The organism is Saccharothrix sp. NRRL B-16348 (assembly GCF_001280085.1).
Classification (GTDB): domain Bacteria; phylum Actinomycetota; class Actinomycetes; order Mycobacteriales; family Pseudonocardiaceae; genus Actinosynnema.
The window spans coordinates 119,961-138,339 of sequence record NZ_LGED01000244.1; the positions used below are offsets into that span (position 1 = coordinate 119,961).

General features: G+C 73.2%; 14 protein-coding genes. 4 read left to right on the forward strand and 10 right to left on the reverse strand.

Translation table 11 applies throughout. The annotated features are described in order from the left end of the window. Window positions 1-2: 2 nt before the first annotated feature. A complete protein-coding gene (locus ADK67_RS39610; protein WP_053721710.1) occupies window positions 3-1,076 on the reverse strand; it encodes a 3-dehydroquinate synthase II family protein in 1,074 nt (357 codons plus the stop codon). 85 nt (window positions 1,077-1,161) lie between these two features. Continuing rightward, window positions 1,162-1,959, reverse strand: a complete 798-nt coding sequence (locus ADK67_RS39615; protein ID WP_053721765.1) for a 2-amino-3,7-dideoxy-D-threo-hept-6-ulosonate synthase — start codon at window positions 1,957-1,959, stop codon at window positions 1,162-1,164. A gap of 211 nt (window positions 1,960-2,170) precedes the next feature. Here ADK67_RS39615 and ADK67_RS39620 point away from each other — a divergent pair, with 211 nt between their 5' ends. Then, a complete protein-coding gene (locus tag ADK67_RS39620) occupies window positions 2,171-3,127 on the forward strand; it encodes a LysR family transcriptional regulator (protein ID WP_231648582.1) in 957 nt (318 codons plus the stop codon). A gap of 139 nt (window positions 3,128-3,266) precedes the next feature. Here ADK67_RS39620 and ADK67_RS39625 read toward each other — a convergent pair whose 3' ends face one another. From ADK67_RS39625 to ADK67_RS54220, 4 genes are all read right to left on the reverse strand, one after another. Next, entirely contained in the window at window positions 3,267-3,977 is a 711-nt protein-coding gene (locus ADK67_RS39625) for an AfsR/SARP family transcriptional regulator (RefSeq protein WP_053721712.1), read from the reverse strand. Between the two features lie 87 nt (window positions 3,978-4,064). After that, window positions 4,065-4,430, reverse strand: coding sequence for a cupin domain-containing protein (locus tag ADK67_RS39630; protein ID WP_053721713.1), 366 nt, complete (start codon window positions 4,428-4,430; stop codon window positions 4,065-4,067). A gap of 390 nt (window positions 4,431-4,820) precedes the next feature. Continuing rightward, complete coding sequence (locus ADK67_RS39635; protein WP_053721714.1) at window positions 4,821-5,261, reverse strand: hypothetical protein; 441 nt, start codon at window positions 5,259-5,261, stop codon at window positions 4,821-4,823. Further along, window positions 5,258-7,018 (reverse strand): hypothetical protein, encoded by a 1,761-nt coding sequence (locus ADK67_RS54220; protein WP_231648579.1) that lies wholly within the window; start codon window positions 7,016-7,018, stop codon window positions 5,258-5,260. The genes ADK67_RS39635 and ADK67_RS54220 overlap by 4 nt, the downstream gene beginning before the upstream one ends. Window positions 7,019-7,094: 76 nt before the next feature. On the opposite strand from ADK67_RS54220, the gene ADK67_RS39650 reads away from it, so the two are divergent. From ADK67_RS39650 to ADK67_RS39660, 3 genes are all read left to right on the forward strand, one after another. Continuing rightward, window positions 7,095-8,483, forward strand: coding sequence for an SDR family oxidoreductase (locus tag ADK67_RS39650; protein ID WP_053721766.1), 1,389 nt, complete (start codon window positions 7,095-7,097; stop codon window positions 8,481-8,483). A 243-nt stretch (window positions 8,484-8,726) separates the two neighbouring features. Further along, window positions 8,727-9,674, forward strand: coding sequence for a hypothetical protein (locus ADK67_RS39655; protein ID WP_157621385.1), 948 nt, complete (start codon window positions 8,727-8,729; stop codon window positions 9,672-9,674). Next, window positions 9,671-11,956 (forward strand): hypothetical protein, encoded by a 2,286-nt coding sequence (locus ADK67_RS39660; protein WP_063797884.1) that lies wholly within the window; start codon window positions 9,671-9,673, stop codon window positions 11,954-11,956. The genes ADK67_RS39655 and ADK67_RS39660 overlap by 4 nt, the downstream gene beginning before the upstream one ends. A gap of 4 nt (window positions 11,957-11,960) precedes the next feature. Here the strand turns inward: ADK67_RS39660 and ADK67_RS39665 are convergent, their stop codons facing one another. The 4 genes from ADK67_RS39665 to fxsA all read right to left on the reverse strand — a co-directional run bounded on the left by ADK67_RS39665 (window position 11,961) and on the right by fxsA (window position 18,171). Then, window positions 11,961-13,133 (reverse strand): hypothetical protein, encoded by a 1,173-nt coding sequence (locus tag ADK67_RS39665; RefSeq protein ID WP_157621387.1) that lies wholly within the window; start codon window positions 13,131-13,133, stop codon window positions 11,961-11,963. A gap of 31 nt (window positions 13,134-13,164) precedes the next feature. Continuing rightward, window positions 13,165-14,157 (reverse strand): hypothetical protein, encoded by a 993-nt coding sequence (locus ADK67_RS39670; protein WP_053721718.1) that lies wholly within the window; start codon window positions 14,155-14,157, stop codon window positions 13,165-13,167. A gap of 19 nt (window positions 14,158-14,176) precedes the next feature. Next, window positions 14,177-17,911 carry an FxSxx-COOH system tetratricopeptide repeat protein gene (fxsT, locus tag ADK67_RS39675; protein WP_053721719.1) on the reverse strand — a complete coding sequence of 1,245 codons (3,735 nt, stop codon included), beginning with the start codon at window positions 17,909-17,911 and terminating at the stop codon, window positions 14,177-14,179. A gap of 92 nt (window positions 17,912-18,003) precedes the next feature. Further along, complete coding sequence (fxsA, locus tag ADK67_RS48415; protein ID WP_063797885.1) at window positions 18,004-18,171, reverse strand: FxSxx-COOH cyclophane-containing RiPP peptide; 168 nt, start codon at window positions 18,169-18,171, stop codon at window positions 18,004-18,006. Window positions 18,172-18,379 lie beyond the last annotated feature (208 nt).

The window sequence follows — 18,379 nt, forward strand, 5'->3', positions numbered from 1 at the left end:
GCTCAGGTCTCCTTGCAGAACTCGCCGATGGGGATGCCCACGTGCCGCTGCTCGGTCGCGATGTAGCCGAGCAGCTCGTCACCGCGGCGCAGCTCGGTGACGTTGCGGACCTTCCCGCCGGGGCCGAGCACCCGCACGTGCCAGTCGTCCTGCACGGTCAGGCTCACCTCGACGCCCTCGGGCGAGTGCGCGGTGATGGTGAGGATCGGGCGCGACTCGAGCTTGGCGCGGCCGACGGTGAGCTTGCGGGTGCGGCCTTCGGAGTTGACCGCGAGCACCGTGCTGCCGGAGCGCAGTTCGGACAGGTAGTTGGTGCGGTTGTCGGGTCCGAGCACGTAGGAGTGCAGGGCTCCGGCGTTGACCCGGAACGGCCGGGTCGGCATGTAGGGCAGCGGGTGGGTCTCGCTGCAGCACAGGATGAAGCCGGAGGAGAAGGAGCCGACGAGGATGCCCTCGTCCTCCTGGAAGTGCGAGGCGGTGTCCACGCAGACGCGGTCGCCGAGGCCGTTGTGGGTGATGCCCTCGACGGTGAGCGTGGTGAGGTTCAGCGGCGGTGTGGTCGCTTCCAGCAGCCTGGCCAGCTTGAACACGTCGGTGGCGTCGCTCGGCGCCATCAGCACGCCGTCCGAGCCGTGCTCCAGCACGTCGAGCACGATCGCGGCCTCTTCGAGGTCGGCCACGACGGTGACGAGCTTGCCGGGCGCGCCGTCGGCGGCGGCGATGACGATCTCCAGCGGGATCTTCGTCGGATCGGTGAACGCGACCACGGTGTGCCCGAGCCGCACCGCCGCGGCGCACGCGAGCTTGAGCGTGCGGTCGTCGCGGACCTGCACGAACGCCGCGTCGGTGGTGAGCCGGTCCAGCGCGTCCTGGTCGTCGACGACGACGGTGACCAGGTGCGGGCTGTCGACCGCCGCGTCGGCGACGAGCACCCGGGTGATCGTGGGCGGCAACGTGTCCAGCAGCGCCGGGTCGTCGGAGACGACGCCGGCGAGGCGGGCGTGCACGGCGGCGTCCACGACGGCTTCGCGGTGCGCTTCGGGGACGGTGCGGAGGTCGATCCAGGCGAACTTCAACGGTTCTCCAAGGGGTGAGAGCCCGATCGGCGTGCGGACGGGCCGCCGCGGGTCGGCTGACCGGCGGCGGCCGTTGGCGGCAAGCTCATGACGAGGCCACGACGCCCGTCATCGCGCGGACGAGGTCCGATTGGGTGTCGTCGTGGACGATCGAGGCCAGTTCCGCGACCAGCGACATGGGCGCGGGCGCGGTGAACACGCGGCGGCCGACGGCGAGGCCCGCGCAGCCGACCGCCATCGCGGTGCGGGCGTGGTCGACCACGCTGCCGCCGGTCGCCGGGCCGCCCGCGACCAGCACCGGGATCGGGCAGCTGGCGATCACGTCTGCCATCCGCTGGGCGGGCCGGGCGAGGTTGGTCTTGACGATGTCGGCGCCGAGGTCGACCGCGATGTTGACCACGTGCGCGAGCAGCGCCGGGTCGTTCGGGTCGGCGATGCGCGGTCCGCGCGGGTAGACCATGGCGATCAGCGGCACGTTCCACTCGTCGCAGGCCTTGGCGACCACGCCGAAGTCGGCGAGCTGGCGCTCTTCGGTGTCCGAGCCGATGTTCACGTGCACGCTCACCGCGTCGGCGCCCAGCCGCAGCGCCTCGTCGACCTCGCCGACGATGACCTTGGCGTTGGTGTCGGCGGCGTGCGCGGTGCCCGCGCTGAGGTGCACGACCAGCGCGCAGCCGGCGAGCACGCCCGGGTCGATCGTGCGCACGCGTCCTTTGTGGACGATGATCGCGTCGGCGCCGCCGACGACGACCGAGTCGATGAGCTCGTGCCACCGGTCGCGCGGCACCACCGGACCGTCCGAGACGCTGTGGTCGAGCGGGACGAAGAGGTACCTGTCGTCGCGCGGACGGGAAAGGCGTCGCAGCCGCAACGCTTTCGTCATGTCGCTCACACCTCCTCGGTGTTCGGTGACGGCCACCAGCAGGGTGGTCGAACCGGTGAGCGCGGCGGGAGGTGTGAGGTGGCGATAACTCGTCAGTTATGCACCTGTTGGAGCAACGGCCGGGGGTTCTTCCCGACGCGGGGCCTTCCCCCGCTCCACGCGCGCGACCGGTGTCCGGGTTGGCCCGTTGCCCTAGGCTGCCGCAGTGAACATGGAGCTCAGGCATCTCCACGTCGTGCTGACCGTGGCGGAAGCGGGCAGCATCAGCCGAGCCGCCTCACTGCTGAAGATCGCGCAGGCCGGGCTGACCGCGCAGTTGCGCCGCATCGAACGTGGGTTCGGTGGTCCGTTGTTCCTGCGGCGCACGGACGGCGTCGAGCTGACCGAGCTCGGCCGCCACGTCGTGCTGCGATCCCGTGACCTGGTGGAACGGTTCGACGACCTGCTGGTGACCGCGCGCAAGCTGGCCGCGGAGAGCGACGTCACGGGCATCCGGCTGGGCGGTGTGGCCGGTTCGCTGACGCCGTTGCTGGTCGGCGTGGTGCGCGCGCTGCTGCCGACGCACCCGCAGACCACCCACCTCGAACGCACCAGTGACGCCGTGCTCGACCTCGTGCGCGCCGGGAAGTTGGACCTCGCGCTGGTGACGGAGTTCCCCCAGAGTCCACTGCGGATACCCGAACAGGCCGGCTGCCGGACCGTCGTGACGGAACCGATGTTGGTCGGAATCGCGGTCGGGCACCGGTTGTCGGCGCGCAACGAGATTCGGCTGTCCGAACTGGCCGACGAGGAGTGGGCGGTGCCCGACGAGAGCTACGGCGGCGGAAGGTTGAACCTTCACCTGGCTTGCGAGGCGGCCGGGTTCACGCCGCGGTGCGCGCACTTCGGGGTCGATCCGGCGTCGGCCGCGGAACTCGTGCGCTCGGGCCACACCGTGGCGTGCTTCTTCCCGACCGGCCACGACCTGCCCGGCGTCCTGTTGAAACCGATCGTGGGCAATCCCGTGCACCGGCGGGTGACGGTGGTGTGGCGGCGGGACTGCGCGGCGGCCGAGTACGTCGACGACATCCACGCGGCGCTGCTGCGCGCGTACCAGGAGCGGATCTGGGCGCACGGTCCGCGCACGGCGAAGCTCGCCGCCACCGGGTTGACCGTGGCGGCCAGCTGACGTCCCGTCCGGACACGTCCGGTGTCGGGGTCCCGGGCCGTGGACCTTGGTGCCGCCCAGCACTGGCCCACGGCCCGGAGTCCTCTCGTCGCCGGGGTAGCCGGCGGGGTGAAGCTAACGACGTGCGGTAAAGCGGCGCCTAAACGCCCAGCGCTTCGCGGTACAGCTCGCGCAGCTGCGGTCCGGGCGGCACGCCGAGCTCGTCGGCCAGCGTGCGGCGGACGTCCTGGAAGACGCGCAGCGCCTCGGTCCGCCGGCCGCACGCCAGCAGCGCCGTCATGAGCTGGTAGCGCAGGTTCTCGGAGAACGGGTGCTCGGCCACCAGCGGCGTCAGCGCCTCCACCGCCTGGGCGTGCCTGCCCAGCGCCAGGTCGGTGTCGATGGCCGCTTCGAGGGTGGCCAGGTAGTGCGCCTCCAGCGGCGCGCAGAGCCAGGCGCGCAGCGGTTCGGACTCGGCGCCCGCCAACGGCGTGCCGCGCCACAGGGCCAGTGCCCTGGTGTAGAGGTCGCGCCGGTGGTCGAGGTCCGCGGTGACGGCGGCCCGCGCGGTCAGGCCGCGGAACCGCAGGGCGTCCACCTGGTCCGGTTCGGCCCGCAGCACGTACCCCGCGTCCTGGTGCGTCACCGGCACGCCCGCGCCGCGCAACGCGGAGATGTGCACCTGGAGCGACTTGCGGGCGCGTGGCGGCAGGTCTTCGCCCCACACCAGGTCGAGCAGCCGGTCGACCGGCACCCGTCTGCCGCAGTGCACCGCCAGCACGGCCAGGACCTGGCTCGGCTTGCGCCGCAACGCCGTCGGCTCCGCGCCGTCCCGCCGGACCTCGACCGGGCCCAGGATCCGAAACTCCACGCCGACCCCCAGCCGCGTTGAACTTTCACGAATAAATACGCGACTGTGACGGAGGCTGTCGTTCGGTGGTTCCGCCGGACGGACGACTCAGCGCGCGTCCTCGTCGCGTGCGCTGAAGCGCTCGGCCATCTCCACGTCCCACCAGGCCGCGAAGAACTGGAAGTCGACCTCGCCGTCGTTGACGAGCTGGTGCTCCTCGTACGGGCGGAAGTGCACGATGTCGCCCGCCGCGAACGGCAGCCGGCCCTCGTCGGTGACGATCTCCGCCGCGCCGGACACGGCCACCCAGACCTCGTGCTCCCGGTGGCCGTGCGTGCTCGACGCCGCACCCGGCCGCACCACGCACCACGAGCCGTCGAACGGCGCGTTCACCAGCGGCCACGGCATCAGCCTGCGGGCCACCAGCCCGCCGTCCCGGACCAGCTCGTCCGGGTCGAGTCGGCGCAACTCCACGGCTACCGCCCCACCACGGCGGCAGGCTCCACGCGTCCCACGGTGCTCTCCCAGGCGCCGACCGAACCCGACGTTGTCCACCGGCGATCGCCCGGGCGCCTTCGCCGGAGGTCATCGCCACGGCACGTCGGGGCGGAAACCCACTGCCACCGAACGGCCTGCCGCCAGAACCTATAGATCAAGGTGCGTGGCGGCCACACGCTGGAGCGCGCACGTTCGCCCCACGTGCACGACGAGTTCGGTCACCCGTTCCCCGTCGACCTCCGCCGGCGCGCACCCGATCCGGTCGTGCCGCAGGTCGGAGGGCACGGGCAGGCGCAACCCCGGCGGCCGGGCGGCTCCGGACGCGACCCGCTCGTCCTTCGGGAACGCGAAACCCGCACCGACCGACTACCGGTCCGCGTGCCGGAGCACGCTCTCCACCTCGGTGCGGAACGCGTTGACGCCGTCCTCGCCCTCGGGCGCGCCGTGCGCTTGGAGCAGGTGCAGCAACGCCACGCCGTTCGCCGAACGACGGGACAGCGCGCGGAACGAGAACGCGGCCTCGTAGACGGTGATCGCCGTGGCCAGCGCCGCCGCCACCGTGGCCAGGAACGCCCACAGCGCGCGCCGCCCGTCGTCGGCCACGGCCACCGCGCCCAACGCCGCCGCGGCGGTGAACAGCAGCACGCACAGGCCCGTGGTCCACCGGCGTGCGGCGGTGTAGCGGGCCTGCGCCTGCTCGAACCCGGCGAGCCGTTCGCCGACCCGGTGGCGCAGGTAGGCGCGGACGAACTGCTCGCGGTGGTCGTGGACCACGGTCGGCGAAGCCGACGATCCGGCGGAGGTCATGTGCGGCTCACCGATTCGTGCCGGAGCCGCGCCACGGCCGTCGCCAACTCGCGGGCGCGGTCCGCGCGCTCGGCGTCGTCGACGGCGGGTGGTGCGGCGAGGTGGTCGAAGTACAAGGCGCGCAACTGCTCGGCCCGGACCTGGGCGTCGGGGTCCTCGCCGGTCCGCGCCACGACCGCGAGCACCGCCGCCGCCGCGCCGGACACGGCCAGCAGCACACCGGGCCACGGCACGTCCCGCAGCCAGACCTGCGACGCCGCGGACACCGTGGTGCCGAAGCCCGCGGCGATGGCCAGCACCGTCAGCAGGCGCGCGCGGTCACGTGCCCGGAGGGCGGCGACCTCGCACTCGTGCAGCACGGGAGCCACCACGTGGTTGGCCTCGTGGATCGCGTCGGCGAGCAGCGGGTAGTCGAGCACGTAGCCGGGGTCGATCACGGGGTGCGGCTCGGGCGCCCGGAACCGCACGCGCGGCCACACGGCGGGCGGCGGCACGTCGGCGTGCAGCTTGGCGCCGGGCCGGTTGCCCAACACCCGCCGCAACACGGCCGTCACCTTGTCCGCTCCCTCGTCCAGGTGCACCACCGCGACCTGGCCGCTGCGCACCAGCACGGCGAGGTCGTCGTCGCGCTCGGCGGGAACGGGTCGCGGGGTGGGAGTGGGAGCGGGGCCGGTCGCGGGAGCGGGTCGCGGAGTGGGAGCGGGTCGCGGGGTGGGGCCTGGGCCGGCGGCGGGATCGGTGACGGCGGGGCCCTGCACGCTCCCGGTCCCGACCGCTCCGGTCCCGACAGCTCCGGTCTCGACAGCCCCGGTCTCGACAGCCCCGGTCTCGACAGCCGCGACCTTGGCGGCGGCACCCTTCACCCCGGCGATCCCCGCGGCGGCGACCTTGGCGGCGGCTCCCGTGACGCGCGCGACCTCGGCATCGGCCTGGGCGGACCCACCGACCGCCACCCCGCCGGGAGTGCCGGGATCGGGAGTGGCGGGGGCAGCGGCGGCCGGGAAACCGGTGGTGGGGGTAGCAGTGGCCGGTGTGGCGGCGGGTACGGCGGCGGTCGAGGCAGCAGTGCCCGGGGCCGTGGTGCCGGGGGCCGTCGTGCCCGGGGCGGTGGGGCGGGCGGCTGGAGCGCCGGTGGTGAGGCCGGCCTGGGCGGGAGTGGCCGGGCGCTTGCCGCCCGCGATCTCGTCGGCCAACCCTCCCGTGCCGGCGAGCACCAGCAGCGGCCGGTCGCGGCCCAGGTGGTCCACCAGCGCGGCCCGCGCCAGGTCGTCCCCGCCGATCAGCAGCGCGAGCGCCGGGCGCTTCGACCCGGCCACGGCGTCCACCGCGCGGAACAGCGCGGGCAGTTCCTCGCCCCACTTCGAGCCCGGCACGAGCACCGCCGTGTCGTGGTTCACGTTGAGCCGTACCTCACCCGCCGCGGGCTCCGCGTCCTCCGCGGCCACCCGGCCGGACGGCGCGACGCCGACCAGCCGCGGCCACCGGCCGTCCAACGACTCGGCGGCCAACCCGATCAGGTGCGTGACGCCGACGTCGGCGCCCGCCGTGACCACGACCGCGTCCGCTCTGGCCGCCGCCGCGAGCACCGCACGCAGCACCGGGAGCACGGCGGCGGCGAGTTCGGTGTCCAAGGCGCCTGCCGAGCCGAACACCGCCAGGACCGGGCGGCCGCGGGGCAGGCCGAGGGCGCGCGGCCGGATGTCGGCGTCGGGGTGGGCCAGTCGCCGCACCCGGGGACCGGTACCCGCTGTAGGCATGCCGGGCACCCTAGCGGTGCCTCACGTGAATTTCACCCGTCCGGGGGCGGATTTCACCGCAGGTAGAGTGCTGGACGTGTCGATTGACCCCGCTGACCTGGAAATCGCCCTAAGGGTGCTCGCCCAAGTGGACGAACTGGACACCGAGCACCCCGACGCGGTAGCCGTCCGCCGGGCCACCGCCGGCATCTGGAAGAACCTCCGCAAGCGCCGCAAGGCCGACCGCCGCGCCTCGGTCACGGCCGCCGACCGCGCCGTCATCGAGGCGACCGCGACCGGCTCGCCGTCCCGCATCGACGACGAGACCCGCGGCCTGCTGCTGCGCGAGCCGGAACCCGGCGCGAGGGCGGGCACGTTGCTGCGCGCCCGGTCCTGCTACACGTGCAAGAAGAGGTACACCGAGGTCGACGCGTTCTACCACCAGCTGTGCCCGGACTGCGCGGCGCTGAACCGGGCCAAGCGCGACCAGAGCGCGGACCTGACCGGCAAGCGCGCCCTGCTCACCGGCGGCCGGGCCAAGATCGGCATGTACATCGCGCTGCGGCTGCTGCGCGACGGCGCGCACACCACGATCACCACCCGGTTCCCGCGTGACGCGGTGCGCCGGTTCGCGTCCATGCCCGACAGCGCCGACTGGCTGCACCGGCTCCGCGTGGTCGGCATCGACCTGCGCGACCCGGCGCAGGTCGTGCAGCTGGCCGACTCGGTGGCCGCGGCCGGGCCGCTGGACATCCTGATCAACAACGCCGCGCAGACCGTGCGCCGGTCGGCGGGCGCCTACGCGCCGCTGGTGGCGGCCGAGTCGGCGGCGCTGCCCTCCGGCCCGCTGCCCGAGCTGGTGACGTTCGGGCACACCCTGTCGGCGCACCCGGTGGCGTTGGCGGGCACGTTGGCCGACACCATCCCGGCCGTGACGGCGCTCGCGCTGACCGCCGGGTCCAAGGAGATCGACGCGGGCGGCCTGGTGCCCGACGAGGCGGCGGTCAACAGCTGGGTGCAGCGGGTGGACGAGGTCGACCCGGTCGAGCTGCTGGAAGTGCAGCTGTGCAACAGCACCGCGCCGTTCATCCTGATCTCCCGGCTGCGCCCGGCGATGGCCGCCTCCCCCGCGCGCCGCAAGTACGTGGTGAACGTGTCGGCGATGGAGGGCCAGTTCAGCCGCGCCTACAAGGGGCCCGGCCACCCGCACACGAACATGGCCAAGGCCGCGTTGAACATGCTGACCCGCACCAGCGCGGAGGAGATGCTGACCGTCGACGGCATCCTGATGACCGCCGTCGACACCGGCTGGATCACCGACGAACGGCCGCACCCCACCAAGATGCGGCTGGCCGCCGAAGGCTTCCACGCCCCGCTGGACCTGGTCGACGGCGCGGCCAGGGTGTACGACCCGATCGTGCGCGGCGAACTGGGCGAGGACCTGCACGGCTGCTTCCTGAAGGACTACGCGCCCGCACCCTGGTGAGCCCGTTCGCCGCGGCTGATCACCACAGCGTCGACCGCGACCGTTCCGCCCGTTCCCGGCCGCAGCAACGCGTCTGGGCCGAACGGGGTGCGCCGGTTAACGGATCCGTGCCCGTGTGCGACTCTCCGTCGGTAGGCTGAAGCTTTCGCCAGACCGCCGCGAGGCGACGGGGGTGGGCATGGACGGCGGGCGGGCCGGTCGAGCCGCCGCACTGCCGCGCGTCACCGGATCGGTGGGGTCGTGGTGACCGCGCACCGCGTCAACCCGTTCCCGCTGCCGGGGTGGGAGAGCACGCCGATGCGGCCGCTGCGGCCGTGGCACCGGCCGGCGCACCGCGACTACTACGTGCCCGTCGACGGCACGGAGGACGCCTTCGACCAGTTCCGGCGGGAGATGGGCGACCTGGGCGTCCTGCTGGAGTACGGCCGCCTGGCGCTGGTCACCGGCGAGTCCGGGTGCGGCAAGACGGCGTTGGTCAACCGGTGCGCGGACTGGGTCGTCGGCGAGCTCGCGCGCCGGGACATGCGCGGCGTCGTGCTCGACCTGACCGGCTGCCTGCCGACCGACCAGGAGCTGTCCATCGACCAGCGCACCGCCGAGGTGTGCGACCGGATGTTCGACCTGCTCGTGGACGACGGCGCGCTGCGCCAGGAGAGCGAGGACCGGCTGGCCGCCGTCCGGGACGTGCCGCGCCGGGTGTTCCCGCGCCTCGGCCAGGCGCTGCGCGAGGAGGTCGCGCTCGTCGTGCTGCTGCCGAGCCCGAACGAGCTGGTGGACGAGGTGATCCGCTACGCCCGGACGTTGAACAGCGCGAAAGTGCTGTTCCTGACCGAATCCGCGTACCTGGGCAAGGACGAGGTGGCGGATGTCGTGCGCCAACTGGAAACCTGGGTCCCGCCGATCGCCCTGCACGTCGGTCCGCTCGACACCGGTGACGCCCAGCGATTCGCCGAAGACCGCCTGGCGCGTCACGCGGAAGCGGGAACTTATCCACGGATGAGTGATGACGCGATCGAATTGGTGGCCAAGCACTGCCAATCGGTCGCCATGCTGCAGAGATTCTTACATGGCACGTACGAACACAAACGTGAAACGGGACTAGGGTACACCGAGGCCGATCTGGTGACCGTCGAGGACATCAGGGCGTTCTTGAACACGAAGTCCCGGAATGGACCGGTGAATGGGCCATGAGCGGTCGCAGCGATCTCCCGCCCTCGCGGAAGAACCCCTTCTCGCCGATGGCGGTCGCCCGGATCACGGACTTCGACGCCGACCCCGACGCGGTGGACGTGGCGATCACCACCGACGCGACGCGGCAGGCGCTCGCGCACCTCGAGTCCTACCTCGACGCGCCACCCGCGCGCGGCGGCCGTGACCGCACCGGCACCGTCGTGGCCGTGCTCGGCGACTACGGCACGGGCAAGACGCACCTGGCCGTGCGGCTGGTCCGGCACGCCCGGCAGGCGTTGGCCGACCCGACGCACGCCCTGTACCTCGACGCGACCGCGGAGAGCTTCATCGAGCTGTACCGGCGGTTCATGCAGAAGCTCGGCCGCGAGGGCGTGCGCGCGCAGGTCAGCGAGTACTACGCGGACATCGTCGCGGACTCGTTGCAGAGCAGCGGCCTGACCAGCGACATGCTGGAGTGGCTCGGCAGCAGGCAGTTGGAGCCGCAGGAGGTCGTCGAACGGCTGGGCCTGATGGAGAGCGCGCTGCTGCGCAAGGTCCAGGACACGCTGCGCGAGGTGACCAACAACAAGGACTTCGGCACCGCGCTCACCCTGCTGCTGCGGCCGGGGTTCGAGCACTCGGTGTGGTCGTGGCTGCTCGGCGGCGCGCCGGACCAGGTGCTGGTGGAACGCGGCATCGACACGCCGATCGACACCGAGGTGGCCGCGCTGGAGGCGATGGGCGTGTTCGCCCTGCTGTTCGGCGGCAGGCAGCGGCGGTTCGTGCTGGCGATCGACGAGCTGGACAAGATCTTCTCCGCCGACAGCCGCCCGCACGCCCGGACCATGGCCGCGTTCCAGACGTTGCTGCAGGTGTTCGCCAAGGCCGGGGCGTGCCTGGTGCTGTGCGGGCTGCCGGACTTCAAGTCCGTGCTGCCGCAGGCGGTGCGGCAGCGCATCCCGTACACGGTGGTGATGTCGGGGCTCAGCCAGGGCGAGGTGCGCGAGTTCGTCGAGCTGGCGCAGGAGCAGGTGTTCGGCACGCGGCAGCTGGCGCCGTTCACCGTCGACACCACGCGGTACCTGCGGGACATCGCCCGGGGCAACGCGCGCAACGTGATCCGGCTGTGCCACCGGGTGTTCCGGATGGCCGACGACCTGTCCCGCACGCCCGGCCACGAGTTCACCGTCACCGAGGACATGGTGCGGCAGGCGGCCCGCGACCTGTTCGGGTCGTTGAGCTCGGACGACATCGACGGCGTGGTGCGGCGGCTGCTCGACGCCAACGGCCTGGACTACCTGCACCGGCACCTGCTCGGCGTGGCCGAGGACTCGCTGGCGGACTTCTGGGTCACGTTCCCGGAGCACGCGACCGGCTGCGCCGTGCTGATCACCCGGTCGCTGCTGGAGAACGCGGACCTCGGCGTGGTGCGGCGGCGGATCTCGGCGGTGCGCGAGGCCGAGCCGGACGCCGAGCTGATCCTGCTGGTCAACGGCGTGGTGGCGGACGGCGTGGCGATCCAGTTGCGGGAACTGCTCGGCCGCGAGCCGCTGGTGTACGTCGACCGGACGTTCGCCGACGACTTCAAGGCGCTGGTGACCGCGACGGGACGGCGGCTGAGCGGCGACGCGGACCCGTTGTCGGCGCTGCGGTGGCAGATGGGCCAGCTGTCCAAGCAGCAGTCGAGCATCTACGGGTTCATCGAGCACCTGGTCGAGCACATGGACGGGGTGCGGGCGTCGTCGGACCGGCAGCTCGGCGCGATCCAGCGGCAGCTCGGCGCGTTGGCGGCGGGCACGCCGGGCCGACCGGCGGAGGCGTCGGCGAGCAGGCTGCCCGGCGAGGTGGAGCGGCTGTTCCGGGACGCGGTGGACGCGTTGGAGGACCTGACGCAGGTCGACGTGATGTTCGAGGAGGCGTTCGACCACGCGCCGACGGCCACCCAGGAGGCCGTGCACCGGCGGCTGCGGACGCCGGAGTTCACGCAGGCCGCGGCGCAGGCGGTGTTCATGCAGAAGGCCGTGCAGGCGTTCCGGGCCGCGGTGTCGCAGTGGTACCAGTCGGCCGAGGACGCCGACGCGCAGGACCGGCTGGAGGAGCTGTGCGGCATCTACGACGGGATCGTGGAGTTCCTGCCGCTGTTCCTGCTCGACCCGCTGTACAAGCTGCCGCCGTGGTCGGCGCGGGCGAGCGGCCTGGTGGCCGAGGTGAGCCAGGGTTCGCGCCGCACCCGCGTGCACGAGGCGTTGCGCAACCTGAGCCCCCGCGTGCGCCGCGCCGTCTTCCGCTCGTCCCCGGCGTGACCGCTCAGGGCGTGGGCTTCACCCGGTAGGCGGGAGTCGGCTGCGGCACGGGGTTGAGCGGCACGCGCGGCACGCGCTTCGGTCCGCGCGGCGGCACAGGCACCGGCACGGGCGCCGGGCGGGCCGGCGCCACGCGGTCGTAGACGCCGTTCGCGACGGCGTGCAGCAGGTTCACCACGACGACGGCCGGCGCCACCACGGCGATGGCGCCCGGGAACGTCGGTTCCAGCAGCAGCGCCAGGATGATCGCGGTCAGCCCGTTCTGCTGGCCCAGCGCGAGCCGCACCCGGTCGCCGCGCCACCGCTTCGGCACCGTCAGCGCGAACGCCACCACGGCCTGCGCGCCGAACGCCGCCGCGCCGAGCACAGCGCCGACACCGGCCAGCACCCAGCTGAACTCGGCGGCCAGCACCAACCCGACCGCGGCGATGGCCGCGAACATACCCGCCTGCGCCAACCCGTCCACCCACCGGCCGAGGTTCGGCCGGAAGAACAGGCCCAGCAGCGCCAACGCCAGCAGCAACGAGTACTGCACCGCGACGAACCCGACGGCCAGCACCGCCACCACCATCACCGCGCGCACCGCGTACCGGGTCGCGCGGCCACCGGCCTCGGCCCGCCGCACCCGCCCGCGCACCAGCGCCCACAGCGCGAACGCCACCCCCGCCAACGCCAGGTTCAGCACCAGGTTGACCGCGAACGTCCCCACGCCGCCGACCGCGCCGCCCCGCAGCGCGAACGCGGTGATGTACACCGTCAGCAGCACGGTGATCGGGTCGTCGAACGACGCCCACGCCGACAGCAGCGCCTTCGCCGAGTCCGACATCCGCGACTTCGCGTGCATCGCGGCGACCGACAGCGGGTCGATCTGCGCCACCGCCACCGCGAGGATCAGGTAGGCCGGGTCGCGGAACGCGAAGAACATCACGCCGAAGATCAGCGCCACTTTCGCGAGCACACCGAGAGTGACCGCGATGACCACTGTGCGGAGTTGCCTGCGGAATTCCGCGATCACGATCCCGCTGGTGCTCGCGTACAAACCGAATCCGAGCAACGCGGTGATGAAAAACCCGTACACCGGTGATCGGTCGACCTCGCGGAGCCCGAACTGCCAAGCCACGAGCCAGCCCGCGGCAAGGGCCGAGAGGAGCGCGGCCGAACGGATCACGGGCGTCACCATTCCACGGTAGGCACGGGTGGATGAGCGTTCAAGGACCGATTGGAGTGAGTTCTTCCGCCAAAGCGGACATTCGATCATCCGCCGCCCGCACCCGTGCCTGGTCGATCGTCAGGCCGACCAGGTATTCACCGGCGCGCAACCGGTAGTAGTAGATCGCGCCCATCTCGACGTCGAGCACGAGCCGGGCCATCAGCCCGCCGACCACGGGGCTCACGGCCCGGTTCAGCTTCGTCGTCAACGCGCCGAGCTCCTGCACGAACCCGTGGTAGAACCGGCGCCGCGCGTCCACCGTGACCTGCTTGAAGAACGGCGCCAGCGACGGGTCGTCCAGGCAGTCGACCATCGCCCGCACCTCGCCGACGACGACGTGCGCGACCAGGTGCAGGTCCTGCGCCCGCACGGCCGCCAGGCACGCGGTCAGCGGCCCCTCCCCCGCCGTCACGTGCGCGCTCACGTCCTCCCCCACCGTCACGTGCGCGCTCACGTCCTCGCCCGTCGGCAGCGGCGCGACGTGCGTCGCGCTCTCCCACCCGCCGGGGTTGAGCGAGCCGAGGCTGAGCTGGGAGCGCAGCCGGGTGGCGAGCCCGGCCACCGCCCGGTCCGCCTCGTCCACGGCGGGGTGGCCGAACAGCCGGCCCGCGCCCGCGTGGTCCAGCACCAGGCCGACGACGTGCTCGGTCGGCACGACGGAGTCGCAGAACAGCGCGCCTTCCTCGGTGTGCAGCACGGTGCGGATCAGCCGGCCCGTGCGCACCTCCTGCAACGCCCGGTCCAGCGTGGCGACCTGGAACGTGAGGTGCCTGCCCAGCCGCTTGAGCTCTTCGCGGCGGGTGCCGCCGGGCAGCGCGTCCGGCGCGGGCGGAGGATCGCCGAGGGCGTCGATGCCGAAGTCGAACACGCCGCTGCTGTAGTGCGCGAGGTAGTGCAGCGCGGGTGTCCCCGCGATCGCCTCGCGGCACGCCCGCTTGGCCAGGTCGAACTCCGGGCCGACGTGCTCGGCCTGCTCCTCGTGCAGCTCCACGCCGGTCCTTCCTGCGCGCTCAGGTGTGCGGGACGTCGACATCGCACTCCCACCAGTCCTGGTCGGTCGGGTGCGCCGCGAGCCGCAGGTTGTGCGCCGCCGCGGCGGTGTGCGGGTGATCGTGCCCCAGGAACTCCAGGCAGTCCGTGTGCGCCTCGGCGATCAGTTCGGCGGCCCGGTCCGCGTCACCGGCACCGGCGTGCACCCGCGCCTCGTCGACGGCCGCCGCCAGCGTCCACGGGTGCGTGTCGCCGAGCCGTGCGCGCAACGTCCGCGTCGCGGCCTCCACCTGGCTCACCGCGCCGACCGGGTCGCCCGCCGCGCGCAGCGCCAACCCCAGGCCCAGCTTGCACAGCGCCACGAACGGGTGGTCGTCGCGCAGCCCGACGTGCTGCTGGAAGCCGTTCAGCGCGGTGCGCGCGAGTTCGACGGCCAGCTCCGGGTCGACGCCGACGCGGCGGTGGTCGGCGGCGAAGCTCAACGCGCAGCCCAGCGTGTACGGGTGGTGCGGGCCGAGGACCTCGCGGTAGTCCCGCAACGCCTTGCCGGTGCGTTCCTTGGCCTCCTTGGCCCGCCCCACCAGGCGCAGCGCGATGGCGCGGTTCCACTGCACGCCGATCTGCACCTGGTTCAGCTCGTGCCGCAGCGCCTGCAGCTGCTGCGACGCGTACAGCAGCGAGTCGAGCGCCTCCGGGTAGCGGCCCAGTTCCCGCTGGTACAGCCCGATCTGCGCGAGGGTCGCCCAGGTGCGCGCGTCGCCCGTGCCGAACAGCCGGCGCCGCCTGCGGTAGTTGTCCTCCTCCAGCGCGAGCGCGCCCGCCGCGTCACCGGACAGGAACATCGAGGCCGCCAGGTTGTTCGCCGCGCGGCGGGTGTCCGGGTGGTCCTCGCCGAGCACCGAGCGCAGGCTCTCCCAGGTGGCCTGGTCCTCGGCCAACGCCTCGGAGAACAGGCCGAGGCCGCGGAGATCGCCGCCGCGGCCCCGCGCCGTGATCAACGGGCGCGGGTGGGTGAGGTCCAGCGCGCGCCGCTGCTGGGCCAGCGCCAGGTCGTCCAGCCGCAGCGCCTCGGTCGGGTCGCCGAGCACGCGGTGCACGTTCGCCAGCTCGGTGGCCAGCCGGTTGCGCAGCGGGTCGGCCGGGCCGAACCGCCGGGTCCACGCGTCCAGCAGGGCGCGGCCCGGTTCCAGCGCGGCCCGGCGCACGCCCGCGCCGCCGTCGGTGAACAGGAACCGCACCTGGTTGACCAGCCAGCGGCGCACCTTCGGGTCGCCGCTGCCCAGCGCGCCGGACGGGATGACGTGCTTCTGCAGCTCGGCGAACCGGGCGTGCCGGGTCGGCGACTTGTCCTCCACCTCCGTGGGCGCCAACGCGGCCAGCGCGCGCAGCACGTCGGCCTGCCGTTCCTCCCGCTCGGTGGGCGACATGCGTTCGCGCAGCGCGCGCTGCACCACGCGGTGCAGGCGCACCGAGTACTGGTCGCCCCAGTCGACGCGGAACAGCCCGTACCGCGCGCCGTACCAGAGCACCCGGTCGATCTCGGCGGCGTCCAGCTCCAACGGCTCCGCGTCCACGCCGCCCGCCGCGATCACCCGGCCGAGGAACGCGGGCGAGCGCACCAGGCCCAGGTCCGCGCCCTCCGGCGACAGGAACGCGGACAGCTCCGCGACCAGCACCGCCAACCGGCCGGTCGCGTTGTCCCGCAACGCGTCCACCGCGACGTCGACGACCCGCGCCACACCGTCCATCTCGGACTGGCCGAGGCGTTCGAAGAAGGTGCGCGTGGCCCAGGTGGCGGCGTCGACGTCCCGGGAGCCCGCGCCGACCTCGGTCCGCGCCGTCTCGCCGAGCCACGACGACGCCAGGTCCAGCGCCAGCGGCAGGTGGTCGACCGCGGCCGCGACCCGACCGGCGTCCTCCGCGGTCAGCCCCGGCACCCGGTCCAGCAGCAGGCGCACGCTGTCCTCGGCGCGCATCGGCACCAGCTCGACGGTCTGCCCGGCCGACGGCGCCGAGGTGATCAGCACGTGCCCGGTGGCGCCGGCCGGCATCAGGTCGGTGAGCACGTCCGGGTCGTCGGCGTTGTCGTAGACCAGCAGGAACCGCGCGTACGCCGGGTCGTTCGACAGCCGCTCCAGCGCGGACAGCGTGCCGTAGTCGGTCGAGCCCGGCTGGCGCAGCCGGACCGCCAGCTCGGCCAGGCCGGTCAGCACCGACTGCCGGTCGTGCGCGGTCAGCCACCACACCGCCGCGTAGTCCGACGAGAACCGGTAGGCGTACTCCAGCGCCAGCTCGCTCTTGCCGACGCCCGGCACACCGTTGACGGTGACCACCGCCCGCCCGTCGCCGGCCGCCGCGAACTCGTCGCGCAACGCCTCCAGGTCCTCGTCGCGGCCCACGAAACCGGGGTGCCGCGGCGGCAGGTCGAACACGGCCGGGTCGCTGCCCGGCACCCGCATCCCCGGCTCGTGCACCGTGCCGGGCCGGTCGATCAGGCCGAAGTGGCCGAGCAGCCGGGCGCTCAACGTCTCCGGCGTGTGCTCGTGCACGTCGAGCCCGCCGTCCGCGGGGCCGTCCTCGGACAACCGCAGCCGCAGCACCGTCAGCGGCAGGGCGGGCAGCTCCACCGGGCCGAGGTGCGGCGACGACAGGATCAGCACGCCCGGCGGCACGTCGGACTCGAACCACTCACGCGCGTCGGACAGGCGGCGCACCTGCGCGCCCGCGCGCTCCAACTGGCCGCGCACCCAGTCCGCCCACGCCCGGTCGCGCGGCGCGTACACGACGACCACGCGGTCCGGCTCGGTCGTCGACGTCAACCCGAACACCCGCCGGTAGCGGGCGCGCAGCACCGGCGACACCGGCACCACCTCGGTGACCGCGTCGCCCGTGACCGCCGCGGCCAGCCTGCCGTACTGGGCTTCCAGCGCGCCGCCGCTCGTCGGCTCCTCCACCAGGATCGCCAGCAGCGGGTCGAACGCGTCGAACGGGCGGTACGGGATCTCGATCGTGCCGCCGTCCGGCACCCGTTTCGCCTGCCCGGCCAGCAGTTCGGCGAACGCGGCGCGGATCGCGGACCGGATGCGCTGCGCCCGCGACTGCTCGTCGGCGTCGTCGAACAACGTCGCCACCGGCACCACGTCGATCCGGATCGGCGCGCGCTTGCGCAGCCGCGCGGCCAGGTCCGCCGCGTCCGCTATCGCCCGGGGACGCGGCCGGAAGCACACCACGGCCAGCTCGCACAGCGTCGCGATCAGCGTCAGCGACTCGTCGCCCGCGCCGGTCGGCGCGTCGATCAGCACCTGGTCGTAGTCGGACTCGGTCAGCCGCGCGCGCAGCTCGGCGATCGCGCCCGCGTCACCGTGCCTGGTCTCGGGCTGCGGCCGGCCCGCCGCGTCGGTCGGCATCGGCGACACCACGTCGATGTGCCCGGGAACGGTGACGTCGCCCGCGGGCGGCGCGAACCGCTCCACGACGGGCGCCGGGTCGTCCTCGCGCAGCGGGTCCGCCCGGTACGCGGCCAGCAGCCCGCGGCCCAACGCGTCCGGCAGGCCGAGCCGGGCCACCAGGAACGGCTCCAGGTACTCGCGCACCCGCGGCACCTCCGAGCCCCAGTCGACGACCAGGACCCGTTGCCCGGCCGCGGCCAACGTCCACGCCAGGTTCGCCACCGCGCTGGTGCGACCGGTGCCGCCGGTCGCCGACAGGAAGGCGGTGACCCCGGTCGGGCCGGGTGTCGTGCGCGGGGTGCTCATCTGCTGCTCCAGAGCGGCGGGGGGACTTGGGAATACCGGTAACGCGGGCCGCGCGCCCGCGACTCAGCCGCGTTTCACCCGAATGGCAGCAGTCACAAGGAGCTCTCGAAGGCCGCGAACCGGTTGGGCAGCTCGGCGTTCTCCGCGAGGATCCGGTGCAGCGCGGCGCGCAGCGCGGTGTCCGGCAGTTCCGCCAACCGGGCCAGGTCCACGCCTGTGACGTCCAGGAGTTCGGACTCCAGGACGGGTTCGGAAGTCATGTCCGACGTACCCCCTCACCGCAATGCTGCGGGTTTCACCGCAGGCGCCCGATTGCCGGCGACGCCGACGGCGCACTTCCCATCGTAGTGAACGACAACGGTCACCGTCGGGAATCCTCCGATTGGCGGAGGTAGCGGGCGGCGCGCTGTGTTTGATTGCTTGTGGGATCTCGATTGCTTGTGGTGTGGCCGGAATATCCGGGGGGTG

Coding starts and splice junctions, on each gene's coding strand:
- ADK67_RS39615 (WP_053721765.1), bottom strand. CDS start 1,959: ATGACGAAAGCGTTGCGGCTGCGACGCCTTTCCCGTCCGCGCGACGAC.
- ADK67_RS39620 (WP_231648582.1), top strand. CDS start 2,171: ATGGAGCTCAGGCATCTCCACGTCGTGCTGACCGTGGCGGAAGCGGGC.
- ADK67_RS39660 (WP_063797884.1), top strand. CDS start 9,671: ATGAGCGGTCGCAGCGATCTCCCGCCCTCGCGGAAGAACCCCTTCTCG.
- ADK67_RS39635 (WP_053721714.1), bottom strand. CDS start 5,261: ATGACCTCCGCCGGATCGTCGGCTTCGCCGACCGTGGTCCACGACCAC.
- fxsA (WP_063797885.1), bottom strand. CDS start 18,171: ATGACTTCCGAACCCGTCCTGGAGTCCGAACTCCTGGACGTCACAGGC.
- ADK67_RS54220 (WP_231648579.1), bottom strand. CDS start 7,018: ATGCCTACAGCGGGTACCGGTCCCCGGGTGCGGCGACTGGCCCACCCC.
- fxsT (WP_053721719.1), bottom strand. CDS start 17,911: ATGAGCACCCCGCGCACGACACCCGGCCCGACCGGGGTCACCGCCTTC.